Annotated in this window: 14 protein-coding genes; 7 read left to right on the forward strand and 7 right to left on the reverse strand. The window is 64.8% G+C overall.

Features of this window, described 5'->3' with window-relative positions:
• Window positions 1-13: 13 nt before the first annotated feature.
• Both M2343_RS16320 and M2343_RS16325 read right to left on the reverse strand, forming a co-directional pair.
• Window positions 14-1,810: an IlvD/Edd family dehydratase gene (locus M2343_RS16320; RefSeq protein ID WP_264577440.1), complete on the reverse strand. Its 1,797-nt coding sequence runs from the start codon at window positions 1,808-1,810 to the stop codon at window positions 14-16.
• A complete protein-coding gene (locus M2343_RS16325) occupies window positions 1,807-2,916 on the reverse strand; it encodes an aldose epimerase family protein (RefSeq protein ID WP_264603915.1) in 1,110 nt (369 codons plus the stop codon). The genes M2343_RS16320 and M2343_RS16325 overlap by 4 nt, the downstream gene beginning before the upstream one ends.
• Before the next feature lie 173 nt (window positions 2,917-3,089).
• Here M2343_RS16325 and M2343_RS16330 point away from each other — a divergent pair, with 173 nt between their 5' ends.
• Window positions 3,090-4,397: a sugar MFS transporter gene (locus M2343_RS16330; RefSeq protein WP_264577442.1), complete on the forward strand. Its 1,308-nt coding sequence runs from the start codon at window positions 3,090-3,092 to the stop codon at window positions 4,395-4,397.
• A 21-nt stretch (window positions 4,398-4,418) separates the two neighbouring features.
• Here M2343_RS16330 and M2343_RS16335 read toward each other — a convergent pair whose 3' ends face one another.
• Complete coding sequence (locus tag M2343_RS16335; protein WP_264577443.1) at window positions 4,419-5,747, reverse strand: MFS transporter; 1,329 nt, start codon at window positions 5,745-5,747, stop codon at window positions 4,419-4,421.
• 191 nt (window positions 5,748-5,938) lie between these two features.
• A complete protein-coding gene (locus M2343_RS16340) occupies window positions 5,939-6,892 on the reverse strand; it encodes a hypothetical protein (protein ID WP_264577444.1) in 954 nt (317 codons plus the stop codon).
• A gap of 143 nt (window positions 6,893-7,035) precedes the next feature.
• Between M2343_RS16340 and M2343_RS16345 the strand changes: the two genes are divergently transcribed.
• Both M2343_RS16345 and M2343_RS16350 read left to right on the forward strand, forming a co-directional pair.
• The gene (locus M2343_RS16345) at window positions 7,036-8,301 is read left to right on the forward strand and encodes a glutamate-5-semialdehyde dehydrogenase (RefSeq protein WP_264577445.1); all 1,266 of its coding nucleotides are present in this window, start codon (window positions 7,036-7,038) and stop codon (window positions 8,299-8,301) included.
• 194 nt (window positions 8,302-8,495) lie between these two features.
• On the forward strand, window positions 8,496-8,867 hold the full coding sequence (locus tag M2343_RS16350; RefSeq protein ID WP_264577446.1) for a hypothetical protein: 372 nt from the start codon (window positions 8,496-8,498) through the stop codon (window positions 8,865-8,867).
• Between the two features lie 432 nt (window positions 8,868-9,299).
• Here M2343_RS16350 and M2343_RS16355 read toward each other — a convergent pair whose 3' ends face one another.
• Genes M2343_RS16355 through M2343_RS16365 form a run of 3 tightly spaced genes read right to left on the reverse strand, consistent with a single transcriptional unit; the run spans window position 9,300 to window position 11,631 of the window.
• A complete protein-coding gene (locus M2343_RS16355; RefSeq protein ID WP_264577447.1) occupies window positions 9,300-9,869 on the reverse strand; it encodes a GNAT family N-acetyltransferase in 570 nt (189 codons plus the stop codon).
• Window positions 9,870-9,874: 5 nt separating this feature from the next.
• A complete protein-coding gene (locus tag M2343_RS16360) occupies window positions 9,875-10,420 on the reverse strand; it encodes a DUF2721 domain-containing protein (RefSeq protein ID WP_181560524.1) in 546 nt (181 codons plus the stop codon).
• On the reverse strand, window positions 10,420-11,631 hold the full coding sequence (locus M2343_RS16365) for an LL-diaminopimelate aminotransferase (RefSeq protein WP_264577448.1): 1,212 nt from the start codon (window positions 11,629-11,631) through the stop codon (window positions 10,420-10,422). Before M2343_RS16365 ends, M2343_RS16360 begins: the two co-directional genes overlap by 1 nt.
• 163 nt (window positions 11,632-11,794) lie before the next feature.
• Between M2343_RS16365 and M2343_RS16370 the strand changes: the two genes are divergently transcribed.
• The 4 genes from M2343_RS16370 to ppc all read left to right on the forward strand — a co-directional run bounded on the left by M2343_RS16370 (window position 11,795) and on the right by ppc (window position 17,790).
• Window positions 11,795-13,546 carry a PHA/PHB synthase family protein gene (locus tag M2343_RS16370; RefSeq protein WP_264577449.1) on the forward strand — a complete coding sequence of 584 codons (1,752 nt, stop codon included), beginning with the start codon at window positions 11,795-11,797 and terminating at the stop codon, window positions 13,544-13,546.
• Between the two features lie 85 nt (window positions 13,547-13,631).
• Window positions 13,632-14,537 (forward strand): phasin family protein, encoded by a 906-nt coding sequence (locus tag M2343_RS16375; RefSeq protein WP_264577450.1) that lies wholly within the window; start codon window positions 13,632-13,634, stop codon window positions 14,535-14,537.
• A 136-nt stretch (window positions 14,538-14,673) separates the two neighbouring features.
• Complete coding sequence (gene clpS, locus M2343_RS16380; protein WP_264571201.1) at window positions 14,674-15,018, forward strand: ATP-dependent Clp protease adapter ClpS; 345 nt, start codon at window positions 14,674-14,676, stop codon at window positions 15,016-15,018.
• Window positions 15,019-15,102: 84 nt separating this feature from the next.
• A complete protein-coding gene (ppc, locus tag M2343_RS16385) occupies window positions 15,103-17,790 on the forward strand; it encodes a phosphoenolpyruvate carboxylase (RefSeq protein ID WP_413716032.1) in 2,688 nt (895 codons plus the stop codon).
• The last annotated feature ends 48 nt before the right edge of the window (window positions 17,791-17,838 follow it).

Genomic DNA, 17,838 nt, shown 5'->3' on the forward strand with positions numbered 1-17,838 from the left:
TGCCCTTTCGGCCTTAGTGGTTGTCGCGCGGCAGGCCCTGGGTTTGCGCGATGCGCTGGAACTGCTCGCTGCCCTCCAGAATCGCGCCCTTGTCCAACTGCCCGACGAGCGAACGCTGGATCTCCTGCCATGGGGTCTGGGACGCGGGATAGGCATAGCCACCCTTGGCTATCAGCGCCTCACGCCGTTCGGCAAGGTCCGCGTCGGCGATCAGCACATCCACCGTGCAGGCATTCAGGTCCATGCGCACCCGGTCACCGTCGCGCAACAGGGCGAGGCCGCCCATGGCCGCCGCTTCCGGGCTGGCATTGAGGATCGACGGGCTGGCGCTCGTGCCGGACTGGCGCCCGTCGCCGATGCAGGGGAGGGCACTGATCCCTTCCGTAATGAGATAGGCCGGCGGGCGCATGTTCACCACCTCTGCCGCGCCGGGATAGCCGATGGGACCGGCGCCGCGCATGAAGAGAAGCGTGTTCTCGGTAATGCCGGTGGCCGGATCGTCGATGCGCTTGTGATAGTCCTCGGGGCCGTCAAATACGATGGCGGGGCCTTCGAACACGCCCGGTGCGTCCGGGTTGGAGAGGTAGCGGTTGCGGAATTCCTGGCTGATCACGCTGGTCTTCATGATCGCCGCATCGAACAGATTGCCGCTCATCACCAGAAAGCCGGCGTCCTCGACCAGCGGCTGCTCGAACGGATGGATGACGCGCTCGTCCATGATCCGCGCATCCCGGCAATTGTCGCCCATGCTGGCGCCGTTCACGGTCAGCGCGCCTTCGCGGATCAGGCCGTGGCGGATGAGCTGCGCGACCACGGCGGGCACGCCACCAGCGCGATAATAATCCTCGCCGAGATACTCGCCGGCCGGCTGGAGGTTGACCAGCAACGGTACCTTGTGGCCGAGCCGCTCCCAATCCTTGAGCGGCAGATCGACGCCGATATGGCGCGCAATCGCCGCGAGGTGGATGGGCGCATTGGTCGAGCCGCCGATGGCCGAATTCACCACGATGGCATTGTGGAAGGCGTCGAGCGTCAGAATGTCGGACGGCTTGAGGTCTTCCGCCACCATCTCGACAATGCGCTTGCCGGTGCGCCAGGCCACTTCCTGCCGGTCGCGATAGGGCGCCGGAATGGCGGCGGACCCCGGCAGCATCATGCCCAGCGCCTCGGCCAGGCTGTTCATGGTCGTCGCCGTGCCCATGGTGTTGCAATAGCCGGTCGAGGGGGCTGAGGAGGCGACCAGCCTGATGAAGCCTTCATCATCGATCTCGCCGGCGGCGAGCATCTGCCGCGCTTTCCACACGATCGTGCCGGATCCGGTGCGCTCGCCCTCATGCCAGCCGTTCAGCATCGGGCCGACGGAGAGCGCAATGGCCGGAATGTTCACCGTGGCGGCGGCCATCAACGCGGCGGGCGTGGTCTTGTCGCAGCCGGTGGTCAGCACCACGCCATCGAACGGGTAGCCGTACAGCGCCTCGACCAAACCGAGATAGGCGAGGTTGCGGTCCAGCCCGGCGGTGGGGCGCTTGCCCGTCTCCTGAATGGGGTGGACGGGGAATTCGATGGCGATGCCGCCGGCCTCGCGAATGCCCTCGCGCACCCGCTCGGCCAGCACGAGATGGTGGCGGTTGCAAGGCGAGAGGTCGCTGCCGGTCTGGGCGATGCCAATGATCGGCTTGCCCGAGCGGAGTTCCTCGAGGCTGAGGCCAAAGTTCAGGTAACGCTCCAGATAGAGCGCCGTCATGTCGATATTGTCTTCATTGTCGAACCATGCGCGCGAGCGCAGGCGCGAGCCCTTGGCGTCTGTCATTTGTGGTGCGTGCCCTGCTGGATTGAAACGCGGTAGATCATGGCGTGCCGATAGGGCTTACCGGGATCGACGCGGGCGGAAATGAAATCGGGATGGTTCGGCGCATCCGGGAATTTCTGCGGTTCGAGCGCGATGCCATCCCCCATGCGGTACAGGCGGCTGCTCTTGCCGGGGACCGTGCCATCCAGAAAATTGCCGGCATAGAATTGCACGCCCGGCTCGGTCGTCAGCACTTCGAGCACGCGGCCGGAGGCGGCGTCTTCAAGCCGGGCGGCCAGTTCGGGCTTGGCTGTCACGCCCTTGTCGAGCGCGAAATTATGATCATAGCCCCGGCCTGCGCGGATCTGATCGTCCCGGCCATCGCGAATGTCCTGCGCGATGCGGCGGGGCTTACGAAAATCGAACGGCGTGCCGGCCACCGGGCGCAACTCGCCGGTGGGGATCAGCTTGGCATCAACGGGTGTGAAGGCCTTGGCCGGAATGGTCAGCAACTGGTCGAGCGCGCCGCCGGGTGAATCCTCCCCGGCCATGTTGAACAGCGCATGGTTGGTCATGTTCACGATGGTCGGCTTGTCCGTCCTGGCCTCGAAGGCAATGCCGAGCGCGCCGCTCTCATCCAGCGTGTAAGTGGTGGTAACGTCCAGCTTGCCGGGGTAGCCGGCATCGCCATCCGGGCTGACATGGGCGAGCACGACGCGGGCTGTTGGGCCGCTCTCCACCGAGACGACCTTCCACACGGCGCGATCGAAGCCCTTGCCGCCGCCATGCAGCGAATTGGTCCCGTCATTTTGCGTCAGCTGGTATGTCTTGCCATCCAGCGCGAACCGGCCATTGGCGATGCGGTTGGCGAACCGCCCGACGGTAACGCCGAGATAATTGGGGTGCGCCTCATATTGGGCCGCATTGTCGAAGCCGAGCACCACATCGGCCCGCTTGCCGTCGCGCCCGGGGACGAGCAGCGACTGCAGCGTGGCGCCATAAGTGATGATCTTTGCTTCCACGCCTTGCGCGTTCTTGAGCGTGATCGCCTCAATGGCGGTGCCATCGGCCAGGGTGCCGGCAGCCGCACGGTGCGCCTCGGCGGCCTGAACCACGGAAACCGGCATCGCCATCGCCAGCGTTCCGGAGATGATCGCTATCCAATATGCACTTCGCATCCCTGCCCCAATCCTTTTGTCTCTGTCCGCGCCGTGCGGGTTTATAGTCAGACAAATGACATTGACGCAAGCCGACATTCCGGCGAAAACGCCTCGGTAAAATTGATGAGGGGATGGAGCCGATGGCCGGACCGGCAGGGGTTGCAAATGGGGTGAGCAGGGACAGCGGCGGGGTCAATTACACCCCGGCCCTGGTGCTGTTGGCCAGCCTGTTTTTCATGTGGGGTTTCATCACCGTCATCAACAACACGCTGCTGCCGCATCTGCGCAGCGTGTTCGATCTCAATTATACGCAGACGACGCTGATCGAATCGGTCTGGTTCATCGCCTATTTCGTCGCGTCGATCCCCTCGGCCTGGCTGATCAAGCGGATCGGTTATCAGAAGTCGCTGGTCGTCGGCTTGCTGGTGATGGCGGCGGGGTCGCTGGGCATGATGCTTGCCGCCAGCCTGCCGTCTTATGGCGTCACCCTCGTCATGCTCTTCGTGATCGCGAGCGGCATCACGCTGCTCCAGGTGGCTGCCAATCCCTATGTTGCGGTGGTCGGATCGCCGGAAACGGCATCCTCACGCCTCAATCTCGTGCAGGCCATGAACTCGGCGGGCACCATGTTCGCGCCCTTGTTCGGCGCCTATCTGATCCTCGGGCGCTCCAAGGGCGGCACGGCGGAAGCGGGCGTCGTGCTCACCCAGGCGGAGCGCCTTGCCGATGCGCAATCGGTGATCCTGCCTTATGGCCTCGTCGCGGTCGTGCTGATCGTGCTCGCCCTCGTCATTGCGCGCTTTCCGTTGCCCGCCATGGGGTCGGCCGCCAATCGCGCGAGCAAGGAGGAACGCCGCAACCACTCGCTCTGGCGGCACCGCAATCTCGTGTTCGGCGTGCCGGCGATCTTCATCTACCTGATTGCCGAAATCGGCGTCGCCAATCTGTTCGTCAACTTCGTCAGCCAGCCGCACATTGCCAACCTCACCCATGAGCAGGCCGGGCGCTACCTCACCTTCCTGTGGGGCGGCATGATGGTCGGCCGCTTCGTCGGTTCGGCGATCATGCAGAAGATTCCGGCGGAGACGGTGCTGGCGGCCTTCTCCATCGGCGCGTTCGTCGTGATGCTGGTCACGGTCTTCACCACCGGCCCGGCGGCGATGTGGGCCTTGATCCTCGTGGGCTTCTTCCACTCGATCATGTTCCCGACCATCTTCACGCTCGGCATCAAGGGGCTGGGACCGCTGACCGAGGAAGGCTCGGGGCTGCTGATCATGGCGATTGCCGGCGGCGCGCTGGTCATCGTGCAGGGCTGGCTGGCGGACAGCTATGGCCTGCAAATGTCGTTCCTGCTGACGGCGGCGTGCGAACTCTACGTGCTGTTCTACGCGTTGTGGGGTGCGAAGCCGACCAACGCCTTGCCCGAGCCGCAGCCGATCGATGAATAACTCTGACTAAATTGCTTTGGGTTATCCAGCGGCAGGGGCGAGCGCTTTCATGCGCTCGACCTTGCCGAACAGGAAGAGCAGGCTGAAGGCGGCCGTGAAGCCGCAGCCGGCGAGGAAGATCAGCACCAGCTCGAAAGATTGCGTCTGCTGCAGGATGAAGCCGATGACGATCGGCGTCACGATGGATGACATGTTGCCGAACATGTTGAAGATGCCGCCGCTCAGGCCCGCCGCACCGGGTGGCGCGATGTCGGACATGACGGCCCACCCCAGCGCGCCGAAGCCCTTGCCGAAAAACGCCAGGCTCATGAAGATCATGATCATGGTCTGCGCGCTGGTGTAATTGCAGCCGAGAATGGCGAGCGAACCCATCATCCCGGTGACAATGGGGAGTTTGCGGGCCAGCGTCAGGCTATGCCCGCGCTTGAGCAGCCAGTCCGACCACAAGCCGCCCAGCAAGCCGCCAAGAAAGCCGCAGATCGAGGGAATGGCGGTCATCAGCCCGGTCTCGATGATCGAGAGGCCACGCTCCTGCACGAGATAGACCGGGAACCAGGTGATGAAGAAATAGGTGAGGGCGTTCACGCAGAACTGGTGGAGATAAAGCCCCCAGAGCGACGGGGCGAGAATGAGGGCCCGCACGTGCCGCGCCGTCTCGCCATCCGGCCGGCCTGCCGGTTCGGCCTTTTCGATCAAGGCGCCGCCATCGACGATCAGTGCCAGCTCTGCGGGCTGGATGCGCGGGTGACGATGCGGCTCGTGGACCGTGCGCGCCCAGGCCATGGCCGCGACCAGCCCGACCCCACCCATGAACAGGAAGACCTCCGGCCAGCCAATGACCCCGATGATCCAGGCCATGATCGGCGCGAACAGGATCGTTGCGCAATATTGCGCGGAGGTGAAAATGGCGGTGGCGCGGCCGCGTTCGCTGGCGGGAAACCAACTGGCGACGATCCGCGCATTGCCGGGGAAGGATGGGGCTTCGGCCAGACCAACGAGGAGCCGGAGCAGAAAGAGCGCGGTGATGGCGGCGCCGCCGGAGAGGAACACCACCAGGCCCTGCGCGGCCGTGAACAGCGACCAGCCGACAATGGCGACGAGATAGACCCGGCGAACGCCGAACCGGTCGAGCAACCATCCGCCGGGGAGCTGCGCCGCGACATAGGACCAGCCAAAGGCCGAGAAGACGATGCCGAGTTGCAGCGGATCGATATCGAGATCGCGCGTCATCAGGGGCGCCGCCAGCGAGAGGATCGCCCGGTCCGCATAATTGATGACGGTGACGCCAAACAGCACGGCGAGGACGCCCCAGCGAAGCCGGCCTGCCAACAGCCTCGTAGTTTGACTCATCGCGCCTCTCCCTGCCTGCGCTGCATGTCCGCCTCTTCGGAGGCGGATACTGTCTGACAAACAGAGCGGCGAGGGCGGGGTAAAGCGGATCGTAGACGCACGCAAGGCTATCAATCCGGACATTTCTCTGCCCGGCTATTCAAACGCTGGCCGCTAAATGTCCTGCTATTGCGCCAGCCTCGTGCGGGGCATTAGCTCGGGCAGCGCACGCGCTTGACGGACCCGATGGTCAACACGTCGCCCCCGCCGGAGAGAGTCAGCGCGGCCGTATCCGTCCAGCTTTCGCCCTCGCCCGAGTAAGTGGCGGTGACGCTCAGGCGATTGGGCGAGAGCGGGCGGGCTTGCGTCACCTTGCCGACGCTCTCGTAGAAGGTGAGGTCGTCCGCGCCCACCGCTAGCCGCATATTGTCGCCGGGCTTGCCGCACGCCGCCGCGCTGGACGACCAGTTGCCTCGGAAGGCTTGCGGAATGGCGCCGGCGCCTGTCTCGCCGCCCGGCGGGATGATCTTCACCGTGCCGCGCGGCGAGAGGTCCGATTCCGCGATCAGCCAGGCCATCTGGCCGCTCTCGCCTTTCTGTCCGCCGGGGTTGCGCACCAATGTCATTGTGCCGATCATGTTGAATGGGCGACCATCCTCGCGCATGCGACCGTACATCTGCACCGGCACCTTCACGCGCTGATTGCTGGTCGACTGGGGACGGCCGACCAGAACCTGCACATCGCTGTAGCGGTTATAGGCGCTCGAAAACTGGGCCTCCGTCATGCCGCTGCCCCGCCCGGACTCGGCGTAGAGCCGGTAGGCATCGCCAAAGCGGCCCTGCGCCAGCGCGAGGCCCCAAAGCTGAATGGTCGAGCCCGAGGCTTCGACGCTGGTCGGCACGCGGGCGGCTGCTTCATTCAGTGGCGTGCGGTCGTCAGGCAGCCCGCCCTGTTCGCCGGGCGCTGGAGGAACGAGCGTGCCGAGAAATTCCGGCTGCACGCTACCGGTGCCGCTATCATTGGCATTGAGCGCGTTATCGAGGGCTTCGTCCGCCTGCGCCGCGTTCATGCCATTGGCCTGATTGTCCGCATCGGGCGACACCTGGCATCCCGAAAGGATGAGGGTGAGCGCGGCAATCGAGGAAATCTGGCTCAGTCGGTTCATGCTCGTCTCCCTTTTGGGCATCGCTTGCGGTTCCCTTCGGCTGAAAGGGCAAACGCTCCGCCATGCGTCGGGTTGCCGCCATTTGCGCGACTCTCTCCCCATGCTATGGGGAGTGCCCTCCGCCGGACAGGACGACTCTTACCATGAATGATCTCACGCAGACGCCTGAAATGCTCATTGCCCAGATGGGTGCGCGTGCCCGCCGCGCCGCTGCGGACATGGCGCAGGCGCCGAGCGAGCTGAAGGCGCAGGCGCTGGTTGCCGCGGCGCGCTCGCTGCGGGAAGCGATGCCGAAGATCATCCGAGCCAATCGCACTGATATGGAGCGCGGCGCCGCCAATGGCCTCTCCTCTGCCATGCTGGATCGGCTGCGGCTGGACGAGGCGCGGATCAATGGCATTGCGGACGCTGTTGAGCAGGTCGCCAATCTTGCCGATCCGGTGGGGCAGGTCATCGATGAATCCGAGCGGCCCAATGGCCTGCGCCTCAGCCGTGTACGGGTGCCGCTCGGCGTCATCGGCATCATCTATGAGAGCCGCCCCAATGTCACCGCTGATGCGGCTGCGCTCGGCCTGCGCTCCGGCAATGCGGTGATCCTGCGGGGCGGATCGGAAGCGGTGGAGAGCAACCGGGCGATCCACGCTGCCATGGTGCGCGGCATTACCGAGGCCGGCCTGCCCGCCGATGCGGTGCAATATGTTCCCAGCACCGATCGTGCGCTGGTGGGCGCGATGCTGCGCGCGGTGGGCCTGATCGACATCATCGTGCCGCGCGGCGGCAAGAGCCTCGTCGCGCGCGTTCAGGATGAAGCGCGGGTACCCGTGCTCGCCCATCTCGATGGCATCTGCCACACCTATGTCCATGCCGCCGCCGACCCCAAAATGGCCCGCGAGATCGTGGTCAATGCCAAGATGCGGCGCACCGGCATCTGCGGCGCCACAGAGACGCTGCTGATCGACAAGGGCTATGCCGAGCCGCAAGCGCTGGTGGCGGCGCTGCTGGATGCGCAATGCGAGGTGCGCGGTGACAAGGCCGTCACCAAGCTCGACCCCCGCATCGAGCCCGCGCAGGATGGCGACTGGAACACCGAGTATCTCGATTCCATCATCGCGGCGCGCTTCGTGGATGGCGTCGATGAGGCGCTCGATCACATCGCCGTGCATGGCAGCCACCATACCGATGCGATCATCACGCAGGACGCTGCGATTGCCGAGCAGTTCCTTGCCCGCTGCGACAGCGCGATCTGCATGTGGAACGCCTCCACACAATTTGCCGATGGCGGCGAATTCGGCCTCGGCGCGGAGATCGGTATCTCGACGGGGCGGATGCACGCACGCGGGCCGGTGGCGCTGGAAGGGCTGACGACATACAAATGGGTCGTGCGCGGCACCGGTCAGGTCCGGCCCTGATCATGCGCATCGGTAGAAGCATCGCGCCGCATATTGCGGCTTCCCTCGTTATTATCGCGTTGGCTGGTTGCCAGGTCGTGCCGGAAACGGGCGGTCGGCAGCCTTCGCCAGCGCCCACGCCTGCGCCAACTGCTCCGGCCCCCGCGCCCGTCGCTGCCCCGTCGCAGTCGAGCGATGCCTGGGAAGTGGCGCCCGTGACGTCCGGTAACTGGCGTTACGAAAACCGCAGTAGCGAGAGTGTCGCGAATTTCGGCGCCTCGCCTGTCGCGCCGCTGGTGGTCCTGCGCTGTCAGAAGGCCAGCCGGCAGGTGTCGATGACGCTAGCCGGCAGCGCCAGTCCGCGCGTCACCCTGCGCACCAGCAAGGGCGTGCTCGACTGGAGCGGGGCGACCCAGCCGATGGGTGGCGCCAGCGCGCTGGTCATCACGCGCCCCGCCAGCGATCCCGGGCTGGACTGGATGGCGTTCTCGCGCGGTCGCGTGTCCATCGAGCCCGCAGGCGGGCAACGGATCATTCTGCCGGTAGTCTCGGAAATCGGGCGCGTCGTGGAAGATTGCCGGAGCTAGGCCGTTCCAGCGCCATTCGCCCAAATCGGCGAGCGCATAATTATGATTCGAAAAAAGATAATTACAAGTCTTGTTCGCAAGCGCGGAATGACTCACATCTAGGCCATCGCAGGGACGCACGGCTTCCAGCCAACCCGGCGAGAGAGTTTCAACGCAAGCGAAAGGAGGTGATCCGATGTCTCATGGTTCAGCAATGGGGTCGGTCAAGTCCGTTCGGGGAGCCTGCCGCTAAGGCATTGGTGGCGGGTCGCGCGGAGGTTCCTCCGGGGACCAAAACGCGGCGTAAATCCCCGGGTGGCGGCACTTCCGGCCGCTGACCATGCTGATGGGCCGCTCGGCGCCTCTGATGGGAGGTTCCGGCGGCCCCTCTCATTTGGGCTTATGTTTCTTGGTCGCGAGGGTGGCGAGCATGGCTGGCCGATCGTCGGGCGATTATCCCAGCATGATCCGATAGCGCGCCGCGCTGCCGCCACCGTCGCCGGCGTCCTTCTCGACATGGTCGACCAGAATCCCGCCACATCGCTCGATTGTCCGGCGCGCTGCGTCGTTGTCGATGTTCGTCGTCAGGTCGACATGGGGGAGGCCGCGTCCACGTGCCTCAGGGAGCAAGGCGCCCAGGGCCTGCGCCGCATAGCCGTGCCCGCGCTTCCAGGGCACGACGGAAAAGCCGATATGGCCGGGGCAGTAGTCCGGCATCGCGGCCGTGCCCTCCTGCCAGCGCAGGCTGATGCTGCCGCAGAACTCGCCATCCCACATCCAGCGGCGATAGCCCGGTAGACGTGGCCGGGGCGTCCCATCCTTCATCAGCACCGGCGGCCCCTTGGCCTTGGGATCATCCAGTGACAGCAGAAAGGCCATGGCGTCGCGGTCGATCCGGTCCAGCTCGCGCTGGGTCGCCAGATTGCCCAGCACGGTGTCCGGCGACCAGCCCGCTTCCAGCGCCGCACGATAGGCAGGCAGGTAGATGGGCGCCGGCATGACGAGGCGAAGCGGCTCGGGCATCGGGCTTAGTGCGACTGCCTGACCTCGGGCGCGGGAATAGCCGGCTTGCTTGGGCGTGGCCCTTCGCTCAGCTGCTCACTCTCCACCTTGTGATACAGCACCTCATTGCGGATGTGCGTCACGCGCGAGCCCAGCCGGGTCTCGTAGAGAAAGATCGCGAATGCGGCTGCGATGGAGGTCATCGACCCCACGAACAGCAGCGAAATGACCGTGCCCAGATTCACCTCGATGAGGTTGGAGGCGAACAGCAGGATGACCACCGCGCTGATCGTCAGCGCGGCGAGGACTGAGAGAAAGATTGCCGCATTGACCACCGTGATGCGCCGATCGAGAATGCGGATCTCGTCGATCAGCCGGTCATGTTCGGCGCCCGTCGTGCGCATCACCTGCGCTTCCACCGCCCGCGCCCGGTCGATGACGCGGGCGAGGCGGCTGGCGCAGACGTTGAGGAAGCCGCCGATGCCTGCGAGCAGGAACACCGGCGCCACCGCCAACTGGATCGTGTGCGCGACGAGGCTGACCTCGGGCGCTTCCAGCACCGGCACAGGCATCAGGCCGCGCCTTTGGTCACCGGTGTATTGACGCCCATGGACTGCAGATATTTCTTCACGTTCCGCGCTGCCTGGCGCAGGCGCTGCTCATTCTCGACCATGGCGATGCGCACATAGCCCTCGCCATCCTCGCCATAGCCGACGCCCGGTGCGACCGCGACCTTGGCATGGGTGAGGAGCTGCTTGGAGAATTCCAGGCTGCCCATCTCCTTGAGCGCCGGCGGCAGGGGCGCCCAGGCGAACATGGATGCGCGCGGGGACGGAATGTCCCAGCCCGCCCGCGCGAAGCTCTCCACCATCACGTCGCGGCGCTTCTGGTAGAGCTGGCGGTTCTTCTCGACGATATCCTGAGGGCCATTCAGCGCCGCGCAGGCCGCGGCCTGAATGGGCGTGAAGGCGCCGTAATCGAGATAGGACTTCACCCGCGTCATCGCCGCGATCAGCTTCTGGTTGCCAACCGCAAAGCCCATGCGCCAGCCGGCCATGGAATAGGTCTTGGACATGGACGTGAACTCGATCGCGATGTCCTTGGCGCCCGGCACCTGCAGGATCGAAGGGGTCGGGTTGCCGTCAAAATACAGCTCGGAATAGGCAAGGTCGGAGAGAATCCAGACCTGGTTTTCCTTCGCCCAGGCGACCAGTCGCTCATAGAAAGCGAGGTCCACCGTCTCCGCGGTCGGGTTGCCGGGATAGTTGACGACGAGGATGCTCGGGCGCGGCACGGTGAAGTGCATCGCCCGCTCCAGCGCGCGGAAATAATTTTCGTCCGGCGTCGTCGGCACCGAGCGGATGGTCGCGCCGGCAATGATGAAGCCGAAGGTGTGGATCGGGTAGCTCGGATTGGGCGCGAGCACGACGTCGCCGGGCGCGGTGATCGCCGTGGCGAGGCTGGCAAGCCCTTCCTTGGAGCCCATCGTCACCACGACTTCGGTCTCCGGGTCCACCTCCACGCCGAAGCGGCGGGCATAATAATTCGCCTGCGCGCGGCGCAGACCGGGAATGCCCTTGGACTGCGAATAGCCATGGGCATCCGGCTTTTGCGCCACTTCGACCAGCTTCGCGATCACATGATCGGGCGGCGGCAGATCGGGATTGCCCATGCCGAGATCGATAATGTCCTCGCCCGCCGCGCGCGCCGCTGCCCGCATCGCATTCACTTCGGCGATGACATAAGGCGGCAGTCGCTTGATGCGGTAGAATTCGTCGGACATTGGGATGTCGATCTCCATTTGGGTTGAAATGGCTGTGTCACACTGCAAGTGGTAAGGACCGGCCAATGCTGCATATAGCTTGAGCCAGCCAGTCGTGCCACCAAAACAACGGGCGGCGAGTCTGGAAAACAGATCGTCCGGACAATCGAGCGAGGCATCTCCCATGGATCAGGACCTGAAAGACGCGACCGGCCTTGCTCAGCTGCAGCACTGGACGCGAGTGGTGGGGCTTGCCCAGCAGGCGATACTGGAGCGCAGCGCCGAGCTGGCGGAGCAGGCGACGCGCTTTCCCGGGCATGAGGCGCGGCCCAATCTGGAGAAGATTGCGCGCATCCAGTCGCAGGCGGCGGAACGCAGCATGGCGGTGTGGCAGCAGGTGCTGGCGCGAGCGATGGACGGCATCGGCGCAGGACCTGATGGCGACGCGAAACCTGCGCCTGCCAGTCGCGATCGGCGCTTTGCCGATCCGAGCTGGCACGACAATCCGGTGTTTGACCTCATTCGCCAGATGTACCTGCTGGCCTCCGATTATTTCATGCAACTGGCCGACAGCGTCGATGGTCTCGATGTGCGGGATAAGGAGAAGCTGCGCTTCGTGACCGAGCGGTTTGTCGAGGCGGCCAGCCCTGCGAACTTCCTGTTCACCAACCCCGCCGCGCTCCAGCGGCTGATCGACACCAAGGGCGAGAGCCTGCTGACCGGGCTGGAGCATATGCTCGCCGACCTCGATCGCGGTCAGCTCACCCATACGGACGGGTCCGCTTTCCAGCTGGGGCGCAACATCGCCACCACGCCGGGCAAAGTGGTCTATGAGACACCGCTCTACCAGCTCATCCAATATGAGCCGACCACGCCGCAGGTGATGAAGACCCCGCTGCTGATCTTCCCGCCGTGGATCAACCGCTTCTACATTCTGGACCTCAATCCGGAGAAGAGCTTCGTCAAATGGGCGGTGGATCAGGGGCTGACCGTGTTCATGGTCAGCTGGAAATCTGCCGATGCCAGCATGGCCGATTTCGACTTGGGCGATTACATGCTCAAGGGGCAGGTGGACGCGATCGACGTGGTGCGCGATCTGCTCGATGTGCCGAGCGTCCATACCATCGGCTATTGCGTGGCCGGAACCTTCCTGGCCGCGACACTCGCATGGTTGGCCGCGCGAGGGGAGAGCGACAAGGTCGCCAGTGCGACCTTCTTCACCACCCAGGTCGATTTCTCCGAGGCCGGCGATCTCGCTCTTTTCGTCGACGACGAGCAACTGGCGCTGATCGATGGCTTCGTGAAGGACGGTTATCTGGATGGACGCTATCTCGCTGCGACGTTCAACCTGCTGCGCGGGCAAGATTTGATCTGGAATTATGTGGTTAACAACTATCTGCTGGGGAAGGATTATCCGCAGTTCGATCTGCTCTACTGGAACGGCGATACCGCCAATCTGCCGGCGAAATGGCACCGGGCCTATCTCACCCAATTATATCGCGATAACCGGCTGGTCGTGCCGGGCGGCCTTGAGGTCGAGGGCATCCATATCGACCTGCGCAAGGTCGAGACGCCCTCTTACATTCAGGCCGGCGTCGAGGATCATATCGCGCCGCCCTGCAGCGTATGGAAGCTGATGGATCAGTTCTCCGGGCCCCGGCGGTTCGTGCTGGCGGGCTCGGGGCACATCGCCGGTGTGGTCAATCCACCCGGAGCAGGCAAATATCAATATTGGACCAGCGCCGCGCCGCAGCCGGACTTTGCCGCGTTCCGCGCTGCCGCGCAGGAAACGAAGGGAAGCTGGTGGCCGGATTGGCGGGCGTGGCTGGCAGAGCTGTCGCCAGAGACGGTCAGTGCCAGCGGCGCGCGGATGCCGGGAGAAGGCAAACTTCCCGCGATCGAGGATGCGCCCGGACGCTACGTCACGCAGCGTTGACCGGCGCTTTTGCGTTGATTCACCGCCTGTAAGACAGTTTTGTTGCACTGCATCATTTTACTTGCGGATTCGATCCGATTCGCTTATGTTGCATCGCAGCAAAGTTCGAGGAGTGAGTCTGTTGGCAACCCCGCGCAAGTCCCGTTCGTCCAAAGCCGGTCCCCGGCCCGCGACGTCCGTTGCACGGGGCCCGGCCAAGAACGACGTTTCCAAGCCTGTGGCCAAGCCCACGGGTGAGAAGGTCGCGGCGGCCGCTCCGATGCCGGTCAAGGCGCCGGCGACGCCTAAGGTTCCGGTAGCGCGCAAGCCTGTCGCCGCGGCGGCTCCTGAAGCAGCACCTGCGACTGCGGCGATTGTGGAGAAACCGGCCGTGAAACCGCCGGTCGAATGGCCCGTCAGCGCTGCCCCCAAGGCTGAAGCCGTTGATGCCAGTCCGGCGCCCCTCTCACCTGTCTCGAACCCAGAATTGGCGGATGCATTCCCCCTTCCCGACACCGGGAAATCCGCCGCAGCGAAAGGCGAACCGACCATGACCGATATGATGGACACCGCGAAAACCTATGCCGAGGAGGCCAAGACCCGTATGCAGAGTGCCTTCACTGAAATGAACGAGAAGACCAAGGCGGCCATGGAGAAGTCTGGCAGGGCTTTCGAAGAGCTGGGCGAACTGACGCGCGGCAATCTCGAGGCGATGGTCGAATCCTCCAAGATCGCTGCCAAGGGCATGGAAACGCTGGGCCAGGACGCCGCCGAATTCGGCCGCAAGTCCTTCGAGAAGTCGAGCGCTACGATGAAGAGCTTTGCCTCCATCAAGTCGCCGGCCGAGTTCTTCCAGCTCCAGAGCGAACTGCTCAGCCAGACGATGGACAGCTTCGCGTCCGAGGCTGCCAAGAACAGCGAAAAGATGCTCAAGCTGGTGAGCGACATTTCCCAGCCGATCAGCAACCGCGTGTCGGTTGTGACGGAAAAGGTGAAGTCGATCGCAGCCTGATCGGGCCGATCCGATTCAGCAAAGGCGGCTCGCTCCGGCGGGCCGCCTTTGCTTTTTTGGGCAGTCCGTCTCTGTGCCCTTGCAACCAAGGGGGGCGATGCCCTATTTTTGGGCCATGCAAGACAGAAGCGCGATCATGAATCAGCCGCTCATGGCTGGGCGGCCCGATGAGGAAGGGCCGGGCGATCCCGGTCTTGGCGTTGCCACCCGTACCCGCGCACGCACCCGCAAGCCCACGCCTTACAAGGTGTTGATGCTCAACGACGACTATACGCCCATGGAATTCGTCGTCGATGTGCTGCAGCGCTTCTTCCGCATGGACATCGAGCAGGCGACCCGCGTGATGCTCCACGTCCACCAGCGCGGTGTCGGCGTGTGCGGTGTGTTCAGCTATGAAGTGGCCGAAACCAAGGTCAATCAGGTGATGGATTACGCCCGCCAGAACCAGCATCCGCTCCAGTGCACGCTGGAGCATGCCTGACCGGCTGATGGGGCGGGTGAACTCGCGGCGCGCCAGCTCAATCCGTTCTTGACCCGTTGATCGCTGCAATGCAGCATGGTGTGCATGTCACCCATGCGCCCCGCCATCACCCAAAATCCTGACATTCGCTATCTCGGGCGCCTGCTCGGGGATGTCATTCGCGTCTACGGCGGCGAGCGCCTGTTCAAACAGACTGAATATATCCGGTCTGCCTCCGTCGACCGGGCGCGCGGCGTCGCCCCGGCCGAGGGCGTGGACAGTGGTCTGGATGCGCTAACGCTGGACGATACGCTCGCCTTCGTGCGCGGCTTCATGCTGTTCTCCATGCTCGCCAATCTCGCCGAGGACCGCCAAGGCGTCGCCGCCGAACCGGGCGCGGACGTTGCCAGTGCCACCGCCAAGCTGAGCGAGCATGGCGTCAGCCCCTCCGATATCGTCAAGCTGCTGGAGACGGCGCTGGTGGTGCCGGTGCTGACCGCGCACCCGACGGAAGTGCGCCGCAAGTCGATGATCGACCATCGCAACGTGATCTCCGATCTCATGGCCCTGCGCGATACCGGCGCGAGCGAGACCGATCATGGCGAGCCGATTGACGAGGCGATCAGCCGCCAGATCGCGCTGCTTTGGCAAACGCGCCCGCTGCGCCGCGAGCGGCTGTTCGTGCGCGACGAGATCGACAATGCGCTCTCCTATTTTCGCGACATCTTCATGCCGGTGCTGCCGAGCCTTTACGCCCGCTGGGACCGGGTGCTGGGTCAGCGCGTTCCCAATTTCCTGCGGCTCGGCACTTGGATCGGTGGGGACCGGGACGGCAATCCCTTCGTGCAGGCCGAGCAGTTGCGCACGGCCCTGGGCCGGGCGAGCGGATCGACCCTGCGCTTCTACATGGATGCGTTGCACGAGCTGGGCGCGCAGCTCTCCATCTCCAGCGAACTTGCGGCTATTCCAGCCGGCGTGCGCGATCTTGCGGCCGCCAGTGGTGACGAGGCTGCCAGCCGGCGCGACGAGCCCTATCGCCGGGCGGTGGCGGGTATCTACGCGCGCGTCGCCGCGACCTATGAACAGCTCATCGGCACCCCGCCGCCGCGCCCCTCTCGCCTCGCGGGCGAGCCCTATGCCGATGCGGGCGAACTGCGCGCCGATCTCGCGACGCTTGGGCGCGGCCTCGCCGTCGAAGGCAATGGCGCGCTCGGCAGCGGCGGCGGCCTCGCCCGGCTGATCCGGGCGGTCGAGCTGTTCGGCTTCCACCTCGCCACGCTGGATATGCGCCAGAACAGCGCGGTGCATGAGCGCGTCGTCGCGGAATTGCTCAAGGTCGCCGGCGTGGAGCCGGATTATCTCGCGCTCGATGAAGAGGCGCGCGTCGCCCTGCTGCGCCGCGAGTTGGCCACCAACCGCCCGCTGGGCTCCCGCTTTGCCGACTGGAGCGAGGAAACCGCGACCGAACTCCGCATCGTCGAGGCCGCCGCAGAGGCGCATCGCCGCTATGGTGCGGCCTGCATTCGCCATTACCTCATCTCCAAGGCGGAGAGCGTCTCGGACATGCTGGAGGTGAACATCCTCCTCAAGGAAGCCGGCCTGTGGCGCGCGGCGCAGGGCGAGGGCGCGCCGCATGCCCCGATCATGGCCGTGCCCTTGTTCGAGACGATCGCGGACCTCGAAAAGGCGCCAGGCATCATGCGCGATTATTTCGCCCTGCCGGAGATCGGCGCGCTGGTCCGGGCGCGGGGCCATCAGGAAGTGATGATCGGCTATTCCGATTCCAACAAGGATGGTGGCTATCTCACCTCGACCTGGGGCCTGTACGAAGCCAGCCTTGCGCTGACACCGGTGTTCGAGGAAGCCGGGGTTGCGATGCAGCTCTTCCATGGGCGCGGCGGCGCGGTCGGGCGCGGCGGCGGCTCGTCCTTCGCGGCCATTCAGGCGCAGCCGCCCGGCACCGTGCAGGGTCGCATCCGCATCACCGAACAGGGCGAGGTCATCGCCGCCAAATATGGCACGCTGGAGAGCGCGCGCACCAATCTTGAGGCCGTCACCAGCGCGGCCCTGCTGGCCAGTCTGGAGCCCGAGCGGCTCTCCCCTGCTGACAACGAGCGCTTCACTAAGGCGATGACGCGCATTTCCGGTCTCGCCTTTGAAGCCTATCGCGGGCTGGTGTACGAGACCAAGGGCTTCCGTGAGTTCTTCCGCGAGCTGACCCCCATTCAGGAGATCAGCGGCCTCAAGATCGGCTCGCGTCCGGCCAGCCGCACCAAGAGCAATCGCATTGAGGATTTGCGCGCGATCCCATGGGTCTTCTCCTGGGCCCAGGCCCGCGTGATGCTGCCGGGCTGGTATGGCGTCGGGCAAGCGCTGCGGGATTTCGGGGACGACGCGCTACTCAAGGACATGGCGCAGGCCTGGCCCTTCTTCCGCGCGAGCATGGCGAATATGGAAATGGTGCTCGCCAAGTCGGATCTGGAGATCGCCGCCAAATATCTGCCGCTGGTCTCGGACCGCGCGGTGGGCGATCCGATCTTCGAGCGCATCCGCGAGGGCTGGCATCTGGCGCATGACCAACTGCTCGCTGCCACCGGGCAGACCCATCTGCTGGCGGACAGCCCGGCGCTGGACGCCTCCATCCGCTTGCGGCTGCCCTATATCGAGCCGCTCAATCTGCTGCAGGTGGAACTGCTCAAGCGCCACCGCGCCGGGGAGACCGATCCGCGCATTCGCGAAGGCATTGAACTCTCGATCAACGCCATTGCGACGGCGTTACGCAACAGCGGCTAAGGAACGGCTGGGGGCAGGCGTTGCCGCCCCCTCTTACTCATCCGTTCG

The organism is Sphingobium sp. B8D3B (assembly GCF_025961875.1).
Taxonomy (GTDB): Bacteria; Pseudomonadota; Alphaproteobacteria; order Sphingomonadales; family Sphingomonadaceae; genus Sphingobium.

Coding starts and splice junctions, on each gene's coding strand:
- M2343_RS16320 (WP_264577440.1), bottom strand. CDS start 1,810: ATGACAGACGCCAAGGGCTCGCGCCTGCGCTCGCGCGCATGGTTCGAC.
- M2343_RS16325 (WP_264603915.1), bottom strand. CDS start 2,916: ATGCCGGTTTCCGTGGTTCAGGCCGCCGAGGCGCACCGTGCGGCTGCC.
- M2343_RS16330 (WP_264577442.1), top strand. CDS start 3,090: ATGGCCGGACCGGCAGGGGTTGCAAATGGGGTGAGCAGGGACAGCGGC.
- M2343_RS16335 (WP_264577443.1), bottom strand. CDS start 5,747: ATGAGTCAAACTACGAGGCTGTTGGCAGGCCGGCTTCGCTGGGGCGTC.
- M2343_RS16340 (WP_264577444.1), bottom strand. CDS start 6,892: ATGAACCGACTGAGCCAGATTTCCTCGATTGCCGCGCTCACCCTCATC.
- M2343_RS16345 (WP_264577445.1), top strand. CDS start 7,036: ATGAATGATCTCACGCAGACGCCTGAAATGCTCATTGCCCAGATGGGT.
- M2343_RS16355 (WP_264577447.1), bottom strand. CDS start 9,869: ATGCCCGAGCCGCTTCGCCTCGTCATGCCGGCGCCCATCTACCTGCCT.
- M2343_RS16360 (WP_181560524.1), bottom strand. CDS start 10,420: ATGCCTGTGCCGGTGCTGGAAGCGCCCGAGGTCAGCCTCGTCGCGCAC.
- M2343_RS16365 (WP_264577448.1), bottom strand. CDS start 11,631: ATGTCCGACGAATTCTACCGCATCAAGCGACTGCCGCCTTATGTCATC.
- M2343_RS16370 (WP_264577449.1), top strand. CDS start 11,795: ATGGATCAGGACCTGAAAGACGCGACCGGCCTTGCTCAGCTGCAGCAC.
- M2343_RS16375 (WP_264577450.1), top strand. CDS start 13,632: ATGTTGCATCGCAGCAAAGTTCGAGGAGTGAGTCTGTTGGCAACCCCG.
- clpS (WP_264571201.1), top strand. CDS start 14,674: ATGAATCAGCCGCTCATGGCTGGGCGGCCCGATGAGGAAGGGCCGGGC.
- ppc (WP_413716032.1), top strand. CDS start 15,103: ATGTCACCCATGCGCCCCGCCATCACCCAAAATCCTGACATTCGCTAT.